We start from the raw sequence: 13,630 nt of genomic DNA, 5'->3' as shown, positions 1-13,630 counted from the left end.
CTCACCAGTTGATGACGTAGGTGCAGCTCGTCGCACCCTTCAGTCGGCAGTCCTGGTTCGGGCCATGGGTGAGGGTGGCCTTGGGCTCGAAGCGCTGGGCCATGCCCCGGATGAGTCCCACGTTGAAGCGGCACGGATAGAAGTCGTCACACACCACGGCGATTTCGTTCTTCCCGGCCACGGGCTGGTACCGGACGTGCCCGATTCCCTCCAGCATCTCCCCCGTCGACGGGTCGAACATCACCTTCCCGTCCTTGCAGTGGTTCATGTGGTAGGCGACGTCGATGGCGGCCAGGGCCGAGTGGATGTCGCGGATGTTGGGCGGGAACTCAGCGAACTGGGGAATCATCGAGCCCACCTTCTCGAGTCCCCGTCCCCCGAGCAGGGTCTCAATCTTCTTGTAGACGGGCATGTAGTTCTCGAGTGGGTACCAGGCCTTCGGGTCCACCGCGGGCCTGCCCTCGGCGTTGCGCGTCTGGATCTTCATCGTCTGCATCAACTCCTCGACGAGGACCGAGAAGCCCTTGACGGCATCGATGATGGTGATGGTGCTGGATCCGCTGACGGTGATGCCGCGATAGGCTGAGATGTCTGTCATTGAGAAGTCTCTGTTGAAGGGGCTTCAGCGCGGGGCGCTCAGGCGCCGCGGGTGCTGGCCTGGAAGGTGCCGAGGGCGGAGCTGTTGCGGAGGTGGAGCAGGCACTCCTGGATGCCGTCCCGGAGGGTGGCGAGCGTCTTCACGCCGCGCAGCTCCACGCCAATCTGGGTCAGCGTCTGGGCGATGATGGGGCTGATGCCGGTGATGACGCAGTGGGTGCCGAGCAGGCGCGCGGCGGCCACCATCTTCACGAAGTGGTTGGCCGTCGCGGTGTCGACGACCTCCACGCCGGTGATGTCGATGATGGCGCAGCGGGCCTTGCCCTGGGAGATGCGCTGGAGGAGCCGCTCGGTCATCTCCACGGAGCGCTGCGTGTCCATGACGCCGACGATGGGCAGCGTCAGGATGTTGTCCCACAGCTCGATGATGGGCGTGGACAAGTCGCGGATGGCCAGGCGCTGCTGCTCGATGGTGGCCAGCTTCTCCTCCAGCTCGCTCCGGGCGGCCTCCAGCTTCTGGATGGACTGCGCGTTCTCCCGCACCGAGGCGTGAAGCTGCCGGGCGAACAGGTTGATGGTCTCCTCGAACGAGGAGAACGCGTCCTCCTCCGCCAGGGGGATGAGGTGCTGGGACGGGTCGAACTCGCCCAGGGAAATCATCGCGAGCACGTCGCGCACGCGCTCCAGGCGGTCCTGGTGGACGCCGACGATGGGGGACTCCGGTTGCGGCACGAGCATGGGGGGCTGCGCCGGAACCCGGGGGGAGGAAGTAGGGGGGATGTAGCCCGGGCCGAGGCTGCGAAACCTTATGTCCAGAATGTGACTTGATAACAATGGGTGGGGGCTGACCCCGAGGCCGCCTGCACGGGCGCCATGCTGAGACATGTAGACGAGACCTGGCTGCAACCGCTGGTTTCCGGGCGCCTTGTCACGCAGTGCGGGTTGAGCGGCTCTTGATAAGTCATTGCATGGGGCGGCCGGCCTGCCGGAGCGGGCAGCCGCGTCCACCTGCGTCGCGGGGACACGGGGCCCTACGGGACGCGGGCGAGCGGCGCTTGGGGGCGCTGGCAGGCGTCGGTGACTCCCTCGCGGTGCGCTTCGGGCCCCCGAGGTGGGGCCGCGTCGCCGCCGTTCCGGAGCCCCATTTCATGATGCGCCGCGTCGCGGACTGGTGAGCAGGCAGGGAGACGCTGGGGCCCCTCCCTTCCCTTTGGAGGGGAGAAGCCGCGACACTGCGTCCCCCACCGCGCACCCGTTCCGAAGGAGGGACCGAGTCCATGCCGCACCTGGAGTTGATTCCGAAGCGAGACCTGTCGAGCTTCCGCAAGCTGGCGATTGGAAGCTGGAAGACGGCGTACGACCCCACCGTCTACGGGACGCTGACGGTGCGCATGGACAAGGCGATGGCGTACATCGAGGCCTTCCGCCAGCGCACGGGCGTGCGGCTCACGGTGACGCACCTGGTGGCGAAGGCGATGGGGGAGGCGCTGCGCCGCTGCCCGGACGCGAACGCCATCCTCCGCTACAACCGCATCTACCTGCGCCAGCGGGTGACGCTCTCCACGCTGGTGGTGCAGACGGACGGCGGGAAGGTGGACCTCACCTCGGCGCGCATCGAGGACGCGGACAAGAAGAGCCTGCGCGAGATTGCCAACGACCTGGAGGAGGCGGTGCGCCGGGTGCGTGAGCGCCGCGACGTGGCGCTGGAGAAGGGCAAGGGGACGATTCAGAAGATTCCGTACCTCTTCCTGAACACCTTCACGTGGCTGCTGTCCTTCTTCATGTACACGCTGAACCTGGACCTGAGCCGGTTCGGCATGCCGAAGGACGCGTTTGGCTCGGCCATCATCACCAACGTGGGCTCGCTGGGGCTGGACACGGCGTACGTGCCGCTGGCGCCGTACACGCGGGTGCCCATCTTCGTCGCGCCGGGCGCGGTGAAGGAGGTGCCGGTGGTGGAGGACGGCAAGGTGGTGCCGGGCAAGGTGATGAACATCAACGCCACATTCGACCACCGCTTCATCGACGGGTTCCACGCGGGAGTGCTGGCCAACACGCTGCGGGAGATGCTGGAGAACCCCTTCGAGAGCTTCGACGCGCTCCCGGAGCCCGCCGACGCGCCGGTGGTCGCGGCTTAAGCATTTCGCAAGGTGTCTCGGTTGGAATCTGCTCCATGGCCCTGACCGGGCGGGAAAGGATTCACGATGCACGAGCATGACGATGGCGGCCTGGCGCAGGACCTGAAGCTGCTTCGCGCCAACCTGGAGCGCAGGACGCTGCTGCGCTTCGCCCTGGGGGCGAGTCTGCTGCCCCTGGTCGGCTGTGGCGGAGACGACTCGCCGGGAACGGAAGACCCGGGTGACGGCTCGTGCACCCGGATTCCGACGGAGACGGCGGGCCCGTATCCGGGGGACGGCTCGAACGGTCCCAACGTGCTGACGCAGACGGGCATCGTCCGGAGCGACATCCGTACGAGCGTGGGGACGGGCACGGCGACGGCGGGGGGCATCCCGCTGACCGTCACGCTGACGCTCGTCAACGCCTCGGGCACGTGCGAGCCGCTGCAGGGGTACGCCATCTACCTGTGGCACTGCGACCGCGAGGGCCGGTACTCGCTCTACTCCTCCGGGGTGACGGGCGAGAACTACCTGCGCGGGGTGCAGCAGACGGATGCGAACGGGCAGCTGACGTTCACGACCATCTTCCCCGCGTGTTACTCGGGGCGCTGGCCGCACATCCACTTCGAGGTCTACCCGAGCCTGGCGTCGGCGACGGCGTCGGGGAACAAGGTGGCCGTCTCGCAGCTGGCGCTGCCCAAGGCCCCGTGCGACGAGGTGTACGCCACCACCGGCTACTCGGCGAGCGTCAGCAACCTGCGGCAGGTCAGCCTCAGCAGCGACAACGTGTTCAGCGACGGCTCGGACTCGCAGCTGGCGGCCGTCACCGGCAACACCACGGACGGCTACGTGGCGACGCTGACCGTCGCCATCGCCGTGTAGCTGCGGCCCGCCGGGTTCGACCCTCGAGCAGCCCCGACTCCGGGCTGTTGGAACCGCGTTGCACGGAGAGTTGAGAGACCCCGCACGATAAGTGACGGCGACCGCAAGTCCCGGTGGACGGCGTCATCGCGGGTCGTGCTGGCGGAAAGGGGAGGGCGGCCGCAGAGGCGGCCCCTGGCCCCCGGGCGGCTCGTGGGGGAGGGCGGCGGCCCGCCTCGCGCGCCTCCGGGGCGGGGCGCGGCGGGCGCCTCGCTGGGGGAGCAGTCAGGGCACTCTGCGTCGCACCGTCTTCACTCCTCGAAGGGGCTGCGGCGGAATGATCAGGGCGCGAAAAACGTATGCTTGACAGTGCCGAACGCGGCCTATACAAGCCGGCCTCGTTGCAGCGCGGCGGACGCCTTCAGGGCGGATAGCTCAGCGGTAGAGCGTCGCCCTTACAAGGCGAGGGTCACAGGTTCAATCCCTGTTCCGCCCAAAAGTTGTGGGGAGTTAGTTCAGTTGGTTAGAACGCCGGCCTGTCACGCCGGAGGCCACGGGTTCAAGTCCCGTACTCCTCGCCAATAGAAGGGCCCGGAATCGCAAGGTTCCGGGCCCTTCGTCTTTCCGGGCCCTGCTCGGACGCCTGCTGTTTGGGAGTCTATTGGGAGTTGCCGCGCGGCCTCAGCGCGCCTGCTCTGAGGCGGGCCGCCAGCCTCTCCTTCGCCTCGCCTCCCGCTCCCGCTGCGCGGCCTCCACCGCCACCACTGCGGCACGCAGGGACTCCGTGGGCACCGTGGCCAGGTCCTCCGGCCGCGACGCGATGATCCGCGCGGCGAGGTAGCGCCGCACCGCCCCACCGCCCGTAGGCGCTCGAGCCGTCCGCCAGCTCCAGGTGCGTGCCGAGGCTGGTGAGTTGCACCACCCGCGCGGCGAAGGGCTCGACGGGCCCCTCCACTCCTCGAGGCACACCGCGCACTTCCACCAGCACGGCCTCGTCCACCGTCGCCCGGCCGGCCTCCACCAGTTCCGCGTTCACCGGCCCCCCTTGGGCTTGATTCCCCGTGCGGCGGCCAGCTCCAGCAGCGCGAGGCCCACCACGACGCTCGGACTCAGTGCCGTCACCAGCGAGAGCATGCGCAGCGCCTCCGCCTCCGCCGCCGTGAGGTAGATGTCGGCCAGCGGCTGCCCGCGCCCCACGGGATCGCGCGGAACTCCAGACGGAGATGGAGCGCCTCCTGGGCCCGAGGAAGGAGCCTGCGCCGCAGGGGTAACTCCGGCCTCGCAGGACCACCAGGCCGAACCATGCCGACAGGATGAGCCAGTAGAAGGGCCCGGGTCCGTGCAGGACTGAGGCTGTGAGTGGAATTCTCTCACGGACATGGCGTAGAAGCCGGGCCTATGGCCACCGAAGCCCACCGACAGTACTGCAAGCGCCAGCACCGCATTCTCGCCCAATACCTCAGCGCCGAAGCATGGAGACGCGGGCTTGACTGCATCGTGCTGGTTCGCTCCGAGTTGGAATCCTTCCTGGGGCTTAAGCGCTTCAAGAGCATACGGATTGAGTGGCTCCTTGAAGACGTTAAGCCCTGGTTCAGCTACCAGCAGCAGTACAAAAAGAGCCACGCCCCCGCGTCGATCAGCTCTCTGTTCCTTTCACGGGTTCCCCTTAAGCCTCATCTCCCGCCGGGCACCATGGCGGTAGAGGCGCGGCTCAAGGGCATTTCGCGAGAGTCATTGCGAGCGGGTCTCCTCAAGGCGGGACGTCTTGAAGAGGCGACCATGGTGTCGCTGATGGTTCAGCGGGCAACGGGCTTGGCCGCCCCGCCTCCGGTAGAGGTGGAGGCAGTCCGCCTGCGTCGAAGAATGCGTGCCGTCGCAGCCTGACGACGCGGCGCTACGGGATGACCCGCCAGTTCGCGCCGCTGGGTAGCGACACCTGCTTGTCCGGCGCCGCGAGGAGGTCCGCCCAGGCGTCCGTGGTGGTGGCGTTGGGGCCGCTGTCGTAGCCGCTGCACAGCGGCTGGAGAGCGGCGAGGCCCGGCTCCAGGAGGGCAAGGTGCTAGGGTTCGCCGGCTATGCGAACTCTTCACGTTTTGTGGCTTTCGCTGCTCGCCGCCTCGTTGCTGGGTTGCTCCACGACCCCAGGCCCTGCCTTGCAACAGGCGTGGGACGGGGCTGCGGTGGAGTGCGACGACCCCGAGGAGGACCAGTGCGTCACTCTCCTGTGTCTGGGTGACACCTGCGGCTTCTACCGCTGCGAGGACGCGCCCGGTGAAGTCGCGCCGGCACGTTTCCCGGGGGCGCGCCCTCCTCCGGCGGCGCCGGGCAGTGGCCCGCGGAGGAACTGGGGCGGCGCGGGGAAGCTGCCCGGTGGCGCCGTCAAGGTCTTCCCCAACTGGAACGGCGCCCCCGAGCGAATCATCCCCCCGTCACACCGGCTCCCGCCTGGTCGCTGGGAGAAACACCACATCTTTCCCCAGGAGCGAGAGCTGGCGCTCTGGTTCGAGCAGCAAGGCGTCAAGATCCACAGCTACACCCTGCCCATTCCGCTGGACCTGCACCGGCGGATTCACAACCCCGGAGGACGTGGGGGGCCGTGGAACCAAGCTTGGCGGGATTTCAAGGAGGCGTACCCCGGTGCCTCTCCCGAGCAGATCTTCAAGCACGCCGGCGAGCTCATCTACCGGTTCCAACTCCTGGGAGGGCCCATCCAGCCCTATCATGCCGGCACATGACCCGGTTTTTCTGGATGCGCGAGGACAGGTCGGTCGCGGAGACGTACGGCGGGGAGGTCAACGCCGCGTCCAAATGGTCGCTTCCAGGGACCACATGCCCCGCCTGCGTCACCTGGGCCGCCGCAGGCCACTACTATCCGTGCGTGGACCTGTCCCAGTTGCCCGAGCGCCGTGAGTTCGAGAAGGCAAGGCGCGAGTCCTTCTCCGAGTTCACCCGCCTGCGCGAACTGGTGCGCCCCCTGGCGCCTTCGGGGGCCATACTGCCACCCGGCACGGGCTTCGGCCCATTGGTGGGCCCCGCCTTCGGAAGATTCCCTGCCTTCTCGTGGCTGGTGGGGGTGCTCATGGCGCGCCGGGACGCGCTGGAGCGCCTGCAGGCCGAAGACCTACGGGGCTTGGAGCCCTGCCGGACGGCGCTGCGCTTCCGACAGAAGAACAACCCGCCGGAGCTGCTCGACCTCCAGCTTCATCCCCTGGGCAAGCTGCACCCGGACTGCATCCCGCCGGACGCGCCTCCGCCATGTGCCACCTGCGGCCGGCACGGTTTCGGACGCCCGGACGAGCCCATTCTCGACGCGGCCTCACTCCCCACGGACCTGGACCTGTTCCGTGTGGGCAACTTCGCCACGATGCTCATCGGCACCGAGCGCTTCATGGAGGCGGTGCGCCGACTGGAACTGGACGGCGTCACCTTCCGCGAACTGCCCGCGCGCTGAACGGCGCTGGAGCGCCGAACTCACCTCCGGTTGAGAAGCCTGTCGCTGGCCGGCGCTTCGCCCTCGAACACCTTTCTCCCGGGCGCCTCCGGGGCGCCTGGGGCTCGGCCACCGCGTGGGCCTGCTGCATGCCATACAGCAACCGTCAGCGGCTCTGGTGGGAACCTTGGCCTCTACAGCGTGGAGGCCTCTGACCGGCCGATTGTGCGGGTTCGCAGGATGATGGGGCCAGGTGTGTTTGCGTCTGGCATTGGGAAGAGCGCTTCCCAGGCCTCAGTCGAGATTTACGCAGACGGTTTCGGCGCAGGTGCCCTCACCCGGGGGACATCCGATGGTATGGCTGCAGAACCTGCAGGAAAGAGTGCAGATCATGGGCCGCGGAAAGGAGTTGTCGTTGCCATCCTCCGACAAGGACACGGGCTCCGCTTTCCCAGTCGCGACGGCCGTCGAGGGAGAAAACCCCGGTGCGGAGTCGGGGGCGATTGCCAAGGTCATGCCCGTGAAGAGCCCCATCAGCAGTGCAAGTCCGGACAACGACATCTTCAGCTTTATCGAGTTCATGGTGACTCCCTGGATAGCCATCGACTACAGAGAGAATTGTAGACGTTCAGGAGAAAACAGAAAGCCGTAAGCCAAGGACTGCCAACTCCAGTTCCTCCGACAGCCGCCCCGGCGTTGCTCCCGAAGGGAGGTTGGATGGCTCTCAGCATGACTCCGCCAACGACCTGACGGCCCTCGAGCGGGAGGGCCAACTGCGGACCTCTGCCCGCTGCTCGCCCCAATGCGGCAACGGGCCCACAGCATGGTCCGCCGCCTACGAACGGGCCCGGCGGCGGACCGCGGCGAGCGCAACCCACAGCATCAGGGCATACGCCGCCAGCGGCACGTCGGCGGTGCTGGCGCAGCCGCACCCGCTCTCGCCACCGCCCTGTCCCTCCTCCTCATCCTCATCCTCCTCCTCATCATCCTCACCACGGACCCGCACCGGGAAGGTGCAGCTCGCGCGGTTGCCCGAGTCATCCGTCGCCGTCACCGTCACGCGAGTCTCCCCCACGGAAAACTCCGAGCCGGACGCATGGCTGTATTCCAGCGCCGGTGACGCATCCACGAGGTCCGTGGCCACCGCCGAGAACTCCGGCCGGGTGCTCTCGGTCTCCACCGCGGCGGGGCAGCTCAAGCCCGGAGCCACCGTGTCCCGCACCGCCACCTGGAACGTGCAGGTGCTCACGTTGCCAGCCGCGTCCCGCGCCGACGCGCTCACCTGTGTGGTCCCCAGCCCCACCGCCGTGCCGGGGGACACGCTCGTCGTCACCATGGGCGCCGCGTCCATCGCATCCTGGGCCACCGGAGCGGGGAGCGCCGCCGCCCCGTCCGGCCCGGTGGCCTCCAGTTGGACGGGGTCCGGGCAGTTCAGCGTGGGCGGCGTGGCGTCCCGCTTGAGCAGCACGCTCTGCGTGGCGCTCCCGCCCCAGGAGGACGCCGTACAGGTGACGGTCCGCCCGGCGCTGTCGAAGGTGAGCACGAAAGGCCCACACCCGCTCGCCTCGCCCAGCGGCGACTCGTCATCCTCCACGTGGAAGGAGACGCTCACGTCGGAGGTGTACCAGCCCCCCTCCCCCAGGGTGCCCACCACCTCCGGCACGATGCGCGGCGGAGTGGGGTCCACCGAGTGCGCCCACAGCTCGCGGTCCCCGTCCGCATCACTGGCCGCGAAGAACAGCTTGCCGCCCGCCCCGACCACCGGCCCGGGGCTGGAGGAAGTCGCCCCGGCCGCGATGTCATGGACCCGCCGCGTCCCCTGCACCGTGCCGTCCGACTGCCACAGCTCCAAGCCACTGGTGCCGTCGCTGCCCGCGAACCACAGCAGGCGCTGGCTGGCGATCAGCGGCCCCACCACCGAGGCCATCGGCCCGGGCGCCAGGTCCGTCAGGCGCGCGGTGCCCTCCCACGTGCCATCCGTCTTCCACAGCTCCGCCCCGTGCACACCGTCATCCGCGGCGAAGAACAGCGTGGAGCCCACCGGCAGGAGCCCGCCGGAGTACCGGGCGGACGGCGCCCCGGGGTTCCAGTCCCCCACCATGGAGGTGCCTGGCGGCGTGCCGTCGCTGCGCCAGAGCTGGTGGCCCTCGGCGACGAAGTAGAGGTGGCCCCGGAACTCCACCATCGAGTCAATCGCGCTGTCGCACGAGAAGGTGCCGAGCTGGATGCTGCCGTCGCTCGTGCCATCCGACCTCCACAGCTCGCAGCGCTCATCCTCGGGGCTGCTGAGGTAATGGACGGAGTAGAAGACGTTGCTGCCCACGCGCGCCAGCCTGGAGGAGCCATTGTAGCTCAGCCCCTCGCTCCCGGGGCGCATGTCCCTCACCAGCGCGGTGCCCGCCGGGGTGCCATCCGACTTCCACAGCTCCCAGCCGCTGGCGCCGTCGTTGGCCTCGAAGAAGAGCAGCCCGTTGGCCACCACCGGCTTCGCGGTGCTGGACGACCCGCTGACGCCACCGGTGCGGATGTCCTTCAGCCTCACGGTGCCCGCCTCGGTGCCGTCCGTCTTCCACAGCTCGTCGCCGCTCCCCGCGATGTTGGCGAGGAAGTAGAGGCTCTCCCCCCACGCCGTCAGCCACGTGAACAAGGAGCGCCCCTGGCCGGGCGGAAGGTCCGTCACGCGCGTGGTGCCCGCCTCGGTGCCATCCGTCTTCCACAGCTCCTCGCCGCTCGTCCCGTCGTTGGCCGCGAAGTACACCACGCTCCCCAGTCGCGTGAAGGACGTGGGGTTCGAGGAGGAACTCCCCGGCCGGAGGTCCTTCACCAGCACCGTGCCCGCCTCGGTGCCGTCCGTCTTCCACAGCTCCTTGCCGAGCGTTCCATCCTCCGCCGCGAAGAGCAGCACGTTGCCCAGCGCCACGCCCACCTCCGGCGAGGACGAGCTGTTGCGCGGGTGGATGTCCTTCACGCTCACGGTGCCGGCCGAGGTGCCGTCGCTCGTCCACAGCTCCAGGCCCGCCGCGCTGCTGCTAGCAGCGAAGAACAGCCGTCCGCCGGAGCTGGCGAACTGGCCCCACCCGATCTCCCCGGTGATGGCCGGCAGCGCACTCACCAGCAGGGTGCCCGCGGCGGTGCCGTCGGTCTTCCACAGCACCTTCTCGCTGTGGGTGGCGCCGGTGCCGGAGGTGAAGAAGACGGTGGAGCCCACGGCCGCGATGTCGTAGGGGATGAAGCGGTTACCGGCCGCGTTGCGGATGGGTACGGTGCCCGCCGCCGTCCCGTCCGTCTTCCACAAGGCGAGCCCCGTGCTGGTGCCCGAGGCGACGAAGTAGAGCGTCGAGCCCACCACGGTCCTCACGTCGTAGCGGGGGTTGTTCTTGTCCACGGAGCTCGAGCTCCCCGTCGCCAGGTCCGCCACCATGACGGTCCCCTCCGGAGTGCCGTCCGACCTCCAGGGCTCGTACCCGTTCGCCCCATTGTGGGCGAAGAAGACGAGCGTGGAGCCCACCGCCGTGAGGCCGAAGGGGGTCGAGTGCTCGGACGCGGGCGAGATGTTCGCCACCAGCACCGTGCCGTCCCGGGTGCCATCCGACTTCCACAGCTCCCTGCCGTTGACCCCGTCGCTGGCGGCGAAGAAGAGCGTGGAGCCCACCGCGGCGAAGTCCGCGGGATCGGAGCTTTCGGCGCCGGGACTGATGTCGCGAACCATGACGGTCCCCTCGGCTGTGCCGTCGCTCTTCCACAACTCCGAGCCCGTCGCGCTCTGGTCGGCGCCGAAGAAGAGGGTGCTGCCCACGGCGGTGAAGCTCCAGGCGTTGAGGACGCCGCTGCTGCTGCTGGGGAGCGGCGCGACTGGGACGGTGCCCTCGGAGGTGCCGTCGCTCTTCCAGAGGCTGAAGCCGGAGGCCGTCTTGCCATCTCCGGCGGAGAAGAACAGGGTGGAGCCCACCACGGTGAGGTTGCGGGCAGCCCTCAGCCGGCGCACCTGGCGTGTCCCTCCGGGGGTGCCGTCCGTCACGAAGAGCGCCTGGTCGGCGTAGGAGTAGCTCACCTGGGCCACGAAGAAGAGCCTGTCGCCCATGGGCGTGAACTCATGTGGATCCGAGGAGCCCGGCCCCAGGTGCGCATCCACGAGCTGCACGGTGCCCGCCGCCGTGCCATCGCTCCACCAGGGCTCACGCTCCAAGCTGCGCAGCGGGGCGAAGACGACGCCGTTCTTGAACGCGGTGACTTCCGTCGGGTGCGAGTCCGCCGCCGCGGTGTCCTGCACCTGCCGGAGGTCGCGGACCCGGAAGGCCGGCTGCGCCACCGCCACGAGGGGGACGAGCCAGAGCCAGAGCACATGTCGCATGGTGTCTTTTGCCTTGGTATGGATGCCAGGCGCACGCTTAGCAGCCTTCCCCGGCGGGAGGCAAAACAGTCCGGGCACCCGTCATTCCAGGCCGCTCGAAAGGCAGTCAGTCGCCTGACGAGCAGCGGCCTCTCCCTTGGGTTGCGAGGAGCGGGTGAGCGCGCATCCCGCCTTGGCCAGCAGTCCAGGGCCACAGTATAGAGGGCACCCTCGCGACCGGCGACCCGTTCGCCGCACGGGAGCGCCCGTTCGCCGCAGGCCCGTCCCCACCGGCTGAAGACTCCTCCCGTGCGGCGCCCACTCTGGCACCGTGGCGCCTGCAATCCCGTTGCTCCGGAGACAGCACCTCATGCTGCGCAAGTCTTTCGTGTCGTCGTTCCTCCTCCTCGGCCTGACGTCCTCCCCCGCCATGGCCGCCGCGGGTGAAGGCGCCCCCGCCATCGACCGTCATCAGCAGGTGGACGCCCTCCTCGCGCCATGGAGTGGCAGGGACTCACCCGGCTGCGCCGTGGGAATCTCTCGCGATGGCGCACTCGACTACGCGCGCGGCTACGGCATGGCGAACCTGGAGTACGACGTGCCGATTACGCCGCAATCCAACTTCCACACCGCCTCCATCTCAAAGCAGTTCATCGCCTTCGCCATCGGACTGCTGGCGCAGGAGGGCAAGCTGTCGCTGGACGACGACATCCGAAAACACCTGCCGGAGATGCCCGACCATGGAAAGACAATCACCGTCGCGCACCTGATACATCACACGAATGGCCTGCGCGAACAGGGCCAGTTGCTGAATCTGGCCGGCTGGCGCGGCGACGACCTGTACACCGATGCAGACATCCTCTGGGTGTTGACCCGGCAGCGCGGTGTGAACTTCGCGCCGGGCACGGAGATCGTGTACGGCAATGCCGCGTACACGCTGCTGGCGGTGATCGTGCGGCGCGTCTCCGGCAAGCCGCTGCGGGCGTTCGCCGACGAGCGGATCTTCAAGCCGCTCGGCATGACCGACACCCATTTCCGCGACGACCACAAAGAGGTCGTGCCCCAGCGCGCCTCGGCGTACAGCATCCGGGAAGGCGGCGGCTGGAGGATCAGCGTCCCACATAATGACGGCTCCACCAGCCTGCTCACCACGGTCGGCGACCTGCTGAAGTGGGAGCAGAACCTGCTCGACGGGCGTGTCGGCGGGAAGAAGCTGGTCGCGTGGTTGCAGACCTCCGGCAAGCTGAACGACGGCACCGCCACCACCTATGGCGGTGGCCTGCATCTGGCGGACTACCGCGGCCTGCGCATGGTGAGCCACGACGGCATGGACGCCGGCTACCGCACGGACGCCCTCCTCTTCCCGGACCACCGGCTGGCCATCGTCGCGTTGTGCAACGGCTCGACGATCGATCCTTCGGCGCTCACGCGGAAGGCGGCCGACCTCTACCTGAGCAAGCACATGAAGGACGTGATGCCGCCCGCCGTGAAGCTGCCGGAGGCGCAGCTGTCGGCGCTGGCCGGCAACTACTGGAGCCCCTTGACGGATGAGGTGGTGCGGCTGGAGTTCAAGGACGGAGCGCTGCGCCAGGTCGGCGTGCCCACGGCCTTCGTGCACACCGGCAATGGCTCGTTCCGTCCGGGCGAGTCGATGCACGTGTGGCGCTTTTCGAAGCCGGCGGCCGGGGCCCCACGCGAGCTGAGTATCAGGGATGTCTGGCCCACGACGAGGGACTTCGTCCGCGTGAGCGCGCCCATGCCCACGGCCTCGGCGTTGGCGGCATTCGTCGGGCAGTACCGCGGCGATGAGGTCGACATGACCTACACCGTGCGCGTCGCGGACGGCAGGCTGGCGATACGCTGGCCTCGCCGGGACGAGGTCGTGCTGGATGCCGTCGGAGGAGACCGCTTCGCCGGCTCGCTCGGCACCGTCACCTTCACGCGAGCGGCCTCCGGCGACATAGACGGGCTGACCATCAGCAATCGTCGCCTGCGCCGACTGCGAGCGGAAAGGCTCGTGAAAGCGGAGGTGCCACGAGCGGCCGGAGCCCACTGAGGCCGCACGGCGTATAGGCGTTGAGGGTGAGGGCTGGAGCGGAGGGGCCGAGGAGGGCCGCTGATGGGGGCCGCACGGACGCATGGGCAGGACGCTGTTGTTGGACGGCTATCCCGAATCGGTCACACCGGGCGCTGACACTGGGTTGGTGTCGCAGCGTAACCTGACGGTGGCCGCGCGCTTGGCCTCGCATCGGTTCTGGCTCCGGCAACGGGCAAAGCCCGGCCCTCTCCTGCCGG

Annotated in this window: 12 protein-coding genes and 2 tRNA genes; 9 read left to right on the top strand and 5 right to left on the bottom strand. The window is 68.6% G+C overall.

The features are described from left to right. Nucleotide 1: 1 nt before the first annotated feature. Nucleotides 2–598, bottom strand: coding sequence for a hypothetical protein (locus G4D85_RS45385; RefSeq protein ID WP_164020801.1), 597 nt, complete (start codon nucleotides 596–598; stop codon nucleotides 2–4). A gap of 38 nt (nucleotides 599–636) precedes the next feature. Beyond that, a complete protein-coding gene (locus G4D85_RS45380; protein WP_164020799.1) occupies nucleotides 637–1,335 on the bottom strand; it encodes an STAS domain-containing protein in 699 nt (232 codons plus the stop codon). Nucleotides 1,336–1,874: 539 nt separating this feature from the next. Here G4D85_RS45380 and G4D85_RS45375 point away from each other — a divergent pair. The 4 genes from G4D85_RS45375 to G4D85_RS45360 all read left to right on the top strand — a co-directional run bounded on the left by G4D85_RS45375 (nucleotide 1,875) and on the right by G4D85_RS45360 (nucleotide 4,156). Continuing rightward, entirely contained in the window at nucleotides 1,875–2,735 is an 861-nt protein-coding gene (locus tag G4D85_RS45375; protein WP_164020797.1) for a 2-oxo acid dehydrogenase subunit E2, read from the top strand. A 66-nt stretch (nucleotides 2,736–2,801) separates the two neighbouring features. Further along, the gene (locus G4D85_RS45370; protein WP_164020795.1) at nucleotides 2,802–3,596 is read left to right on the top strand and encodes an intradiol ring-cleavage dioxygenase; all 795 of its coding nucleotides are present in this window, start codon (nucleotides 2,802–2,804) and stop codon (nucleotides 3,594–3,596) included. A gap of 403 nt (nucleotides 3,597–3,999) precedes the next feature. Continuing rightward, nucleotides 4,000–4,071: transfer RNA gene (locus G4D85_RS45365), tRNA-Val, on the top strand. A gap of 8 nt (nucleotides 4,072–4,079) precedes the next feature. Next, nucleotides 4,080–4,156 (top strand) — tRNA-Asp (locus G4D85_RS45360). 77 nt (nucleotides 4,157–4,233) lie between these two features. Here the strand turns inward: G4D85_RS45360 and G4D85_RS45355 are convergent. Further along, the gene (locus tag G4D85_RS45355; RefSeq protein WP_164020793.1) at nucleotides 4,234–4,611 is read right to left on the bottom strand and encodes a hypothetical protein; all 378 of its coding nucleotides are present in this window, start codon (nucleotides 4,609–4,611) and stop codon (nucleotides 4,234–4,236) included. Then, complete coding sequence (locus G4D85_RS45350) at nucleotides 4,608–4,772, bottom strand: hypothetical protein (protein WP_164020791.1); 165 nt, start codon at nucleotides 4,770–4,772, stop codon at nucleotides 4,608–4,610. Before G4D85_RS45350 ends, G4D85_RS45355 begins: the two co-directional genes overlap by 4 nt. A gap of 201 nt (nucleotides 4,773–4,973) precedes the next feature. On the opposite strand from G4D85_RS45350, the gene G4D85_RS45345 reads away from it, so the two are divergent. From G4D85_RS45345 to G4D85_RS45330, 4 genes are all read left to right on the top strand, one after another. Next, nucleotides 4,974–5,459 (top strand): hypothetical protein, encoded by a 486-nt coding sequence (locus G4D85_RS45345; RefSeq protein ID WP_164020790.1) that lies wholly within the window; start codon nucleotides 4,974–4,976, stop codon nucleotides 5,457–5,459. A 191-nt stretch (nucleotides 5,460–5,650) separates the two neighbouring features. Beyond that, nucleotides 5,651–6,310 carry a SitA6 family polymorphic toxin lipoprotein gene (gene sitA6 / locus G4D85_RS45340; RefSeq protein WP_164020788.1) on the top strand — a complete coding sequence of 220 codons (660 nt, stop codon included), beginning with the start codon at nucleotides 5,651–5,653 and terminating at the stop codon, nucleotides 6,308–6,310. After that, on the top strand, nucleotides 6,307–7,026 hold the full coding sequence (gene sitI6 / locus G4D85_RS45335; RefSeq protein WP_164020786.1) for a SitI6 family double-CXXCG motif immunity protein: 720 nt from the start codon (nucleotides 6,307–6,309) through the stop codon (nucleotides 7,024–7,026). Before sitA6 ends, sitI6 begins: the two co-directional genes overlap by 4 nt. 370 nt (nucleotides 7,027–7,396) lie before the next feature. Beyond that, the gene (locus G4D85_RS45330; RefSeq protein WP_164020784.1) at nucleotides 7,397–7,657 is read left to right on the top strand and encodes a hypothetical protein; all 261 of its coding nucleotides are present in this window, start codon (nucleotides 7,397–7,399) and stop codon (nucleotides 7,655–7,657) included. A 183-nt stretch (nucleotides 7,658–7,840) separates the two neighbouring features. On the opposite strand, the gene G4D85_RS45325 is transcribed toward G4D85_RS45330, so the two are convergent. Continuing rightward, nucleotides 7,841–11,356 carry an ELWxxDGT repeat protein gene (locus tag G4D85_RS45325; protein WP_164020782.1) on the bottom strand — a complete coding sequence of 1,172 codons (3,516 nt, stop codon included), beginning with the start codon at nucleotides 11,354–11,356 and terminating at the stop codon, nucleotides 7,841–7,843. A 349-nt stretch (nucleotides 11,357–11,705) separates the two neighbouring features. Here G4D85_RS45325 and G4D85_RS45320 point away from each other — a divergent pair, with 349 nt between their 5' ends. Continuing rightward, on the top strand, nucleotides 11,706–13,391 hold the full coding sequence (locus G4D85_RS45320) for a serine hydrolase domain-containing protein (protein WP_164020780.1): 1,686 nt from the start codon (nucleotides 11,706–11,708) through the stop codon (nucleotides 13,389–13,391). Nucleotides 13,392–13,630 lie beyond the last annotated feature (239 nt).

Source organism: Pyxidicoccus trucidator (assembly GCF_010894435.1).
In the GTDB taxonomy this organism is placed as follows: domain Bacteria; phylum Myxococcota; class Myxococcia; order Myxococcales; family Myxococcaceae; genus Myxococcus; species Myxococcus trucidator.
Note: the sequence above shows the minus strand (reverse complement) of the source record. Positions and strands in the feature narration are given on the sequence as shown.

Coding starts and splice junctions, on each gene's coding strand:
- G4D85_RS45385 (WP_164020801.1), bottom strand. CDS start 598: ATGACAGACATCTCAGCCTATCGCGGCATCACCGTCAGCGGATCCAGC.
- G4D85_RS45380 (WP_164020799.1), bottom strand. CDS start 1,335: ATGCTCGTGCCGCAACCGGAGTCCCCCATCGTCGGCGTCCACCAGGAC.
- G4D85_RS45375 (WP_164020797.1), top strand. CDS start 1,875: ATGCCGCACCTGGAGTTGATTCCGAAGCGAGACCTGTCGAGCTTCCGC.
- G4D85_RS45370 (WP_164020795.1), top strand. CDS start 2,802: ATGCACGAGCATGACGATGGCGGCCTGGCGCAGGACCTGAAGCTGCTT.
- G4D85_RS45345 (WP_164020790.1), top strand. CDS start 4,974: ATGGCCACCGAAGCCCACCGACAGTACTGCAAGCGCCAGCACCGCATT.
- sitA6 (WP_164020788.1), top strand. CDS start 5,651: ATGCGAACTCTTCACGTTTTGTGGCTTTCGCTGCTCGCCGCCTCGTTG.
- sitI6 (WP_164020786.1), top strand. CDS start 6,307: ATGACCCGGTTTTTCTGGATGCGCGAGGACAGGTCGGTCGCGGAGACG.
- G4D85_RS45330 (WP_164020784.1), top strand. CDS start 7,397: ATGGGCCGCGGAAAGGAGTTGTCGTTGCCATCCTCCGACAAGGACACG.
- G4D85_RS45325 (WP_164020782.1), bottom strand. CDS start 11,356: ATGCGACATGTGCTCTGGCTCTGGCTCGTCCCCCTCGTGGCGGTGGCG.
- G4D85_RS45320 (WP_164020780.1), top strand. CDS start 11,706: ATGCTGCGCAAGTCTTTCGTGTCGTCGTTCCTCCTCCTCGGCCTGACG.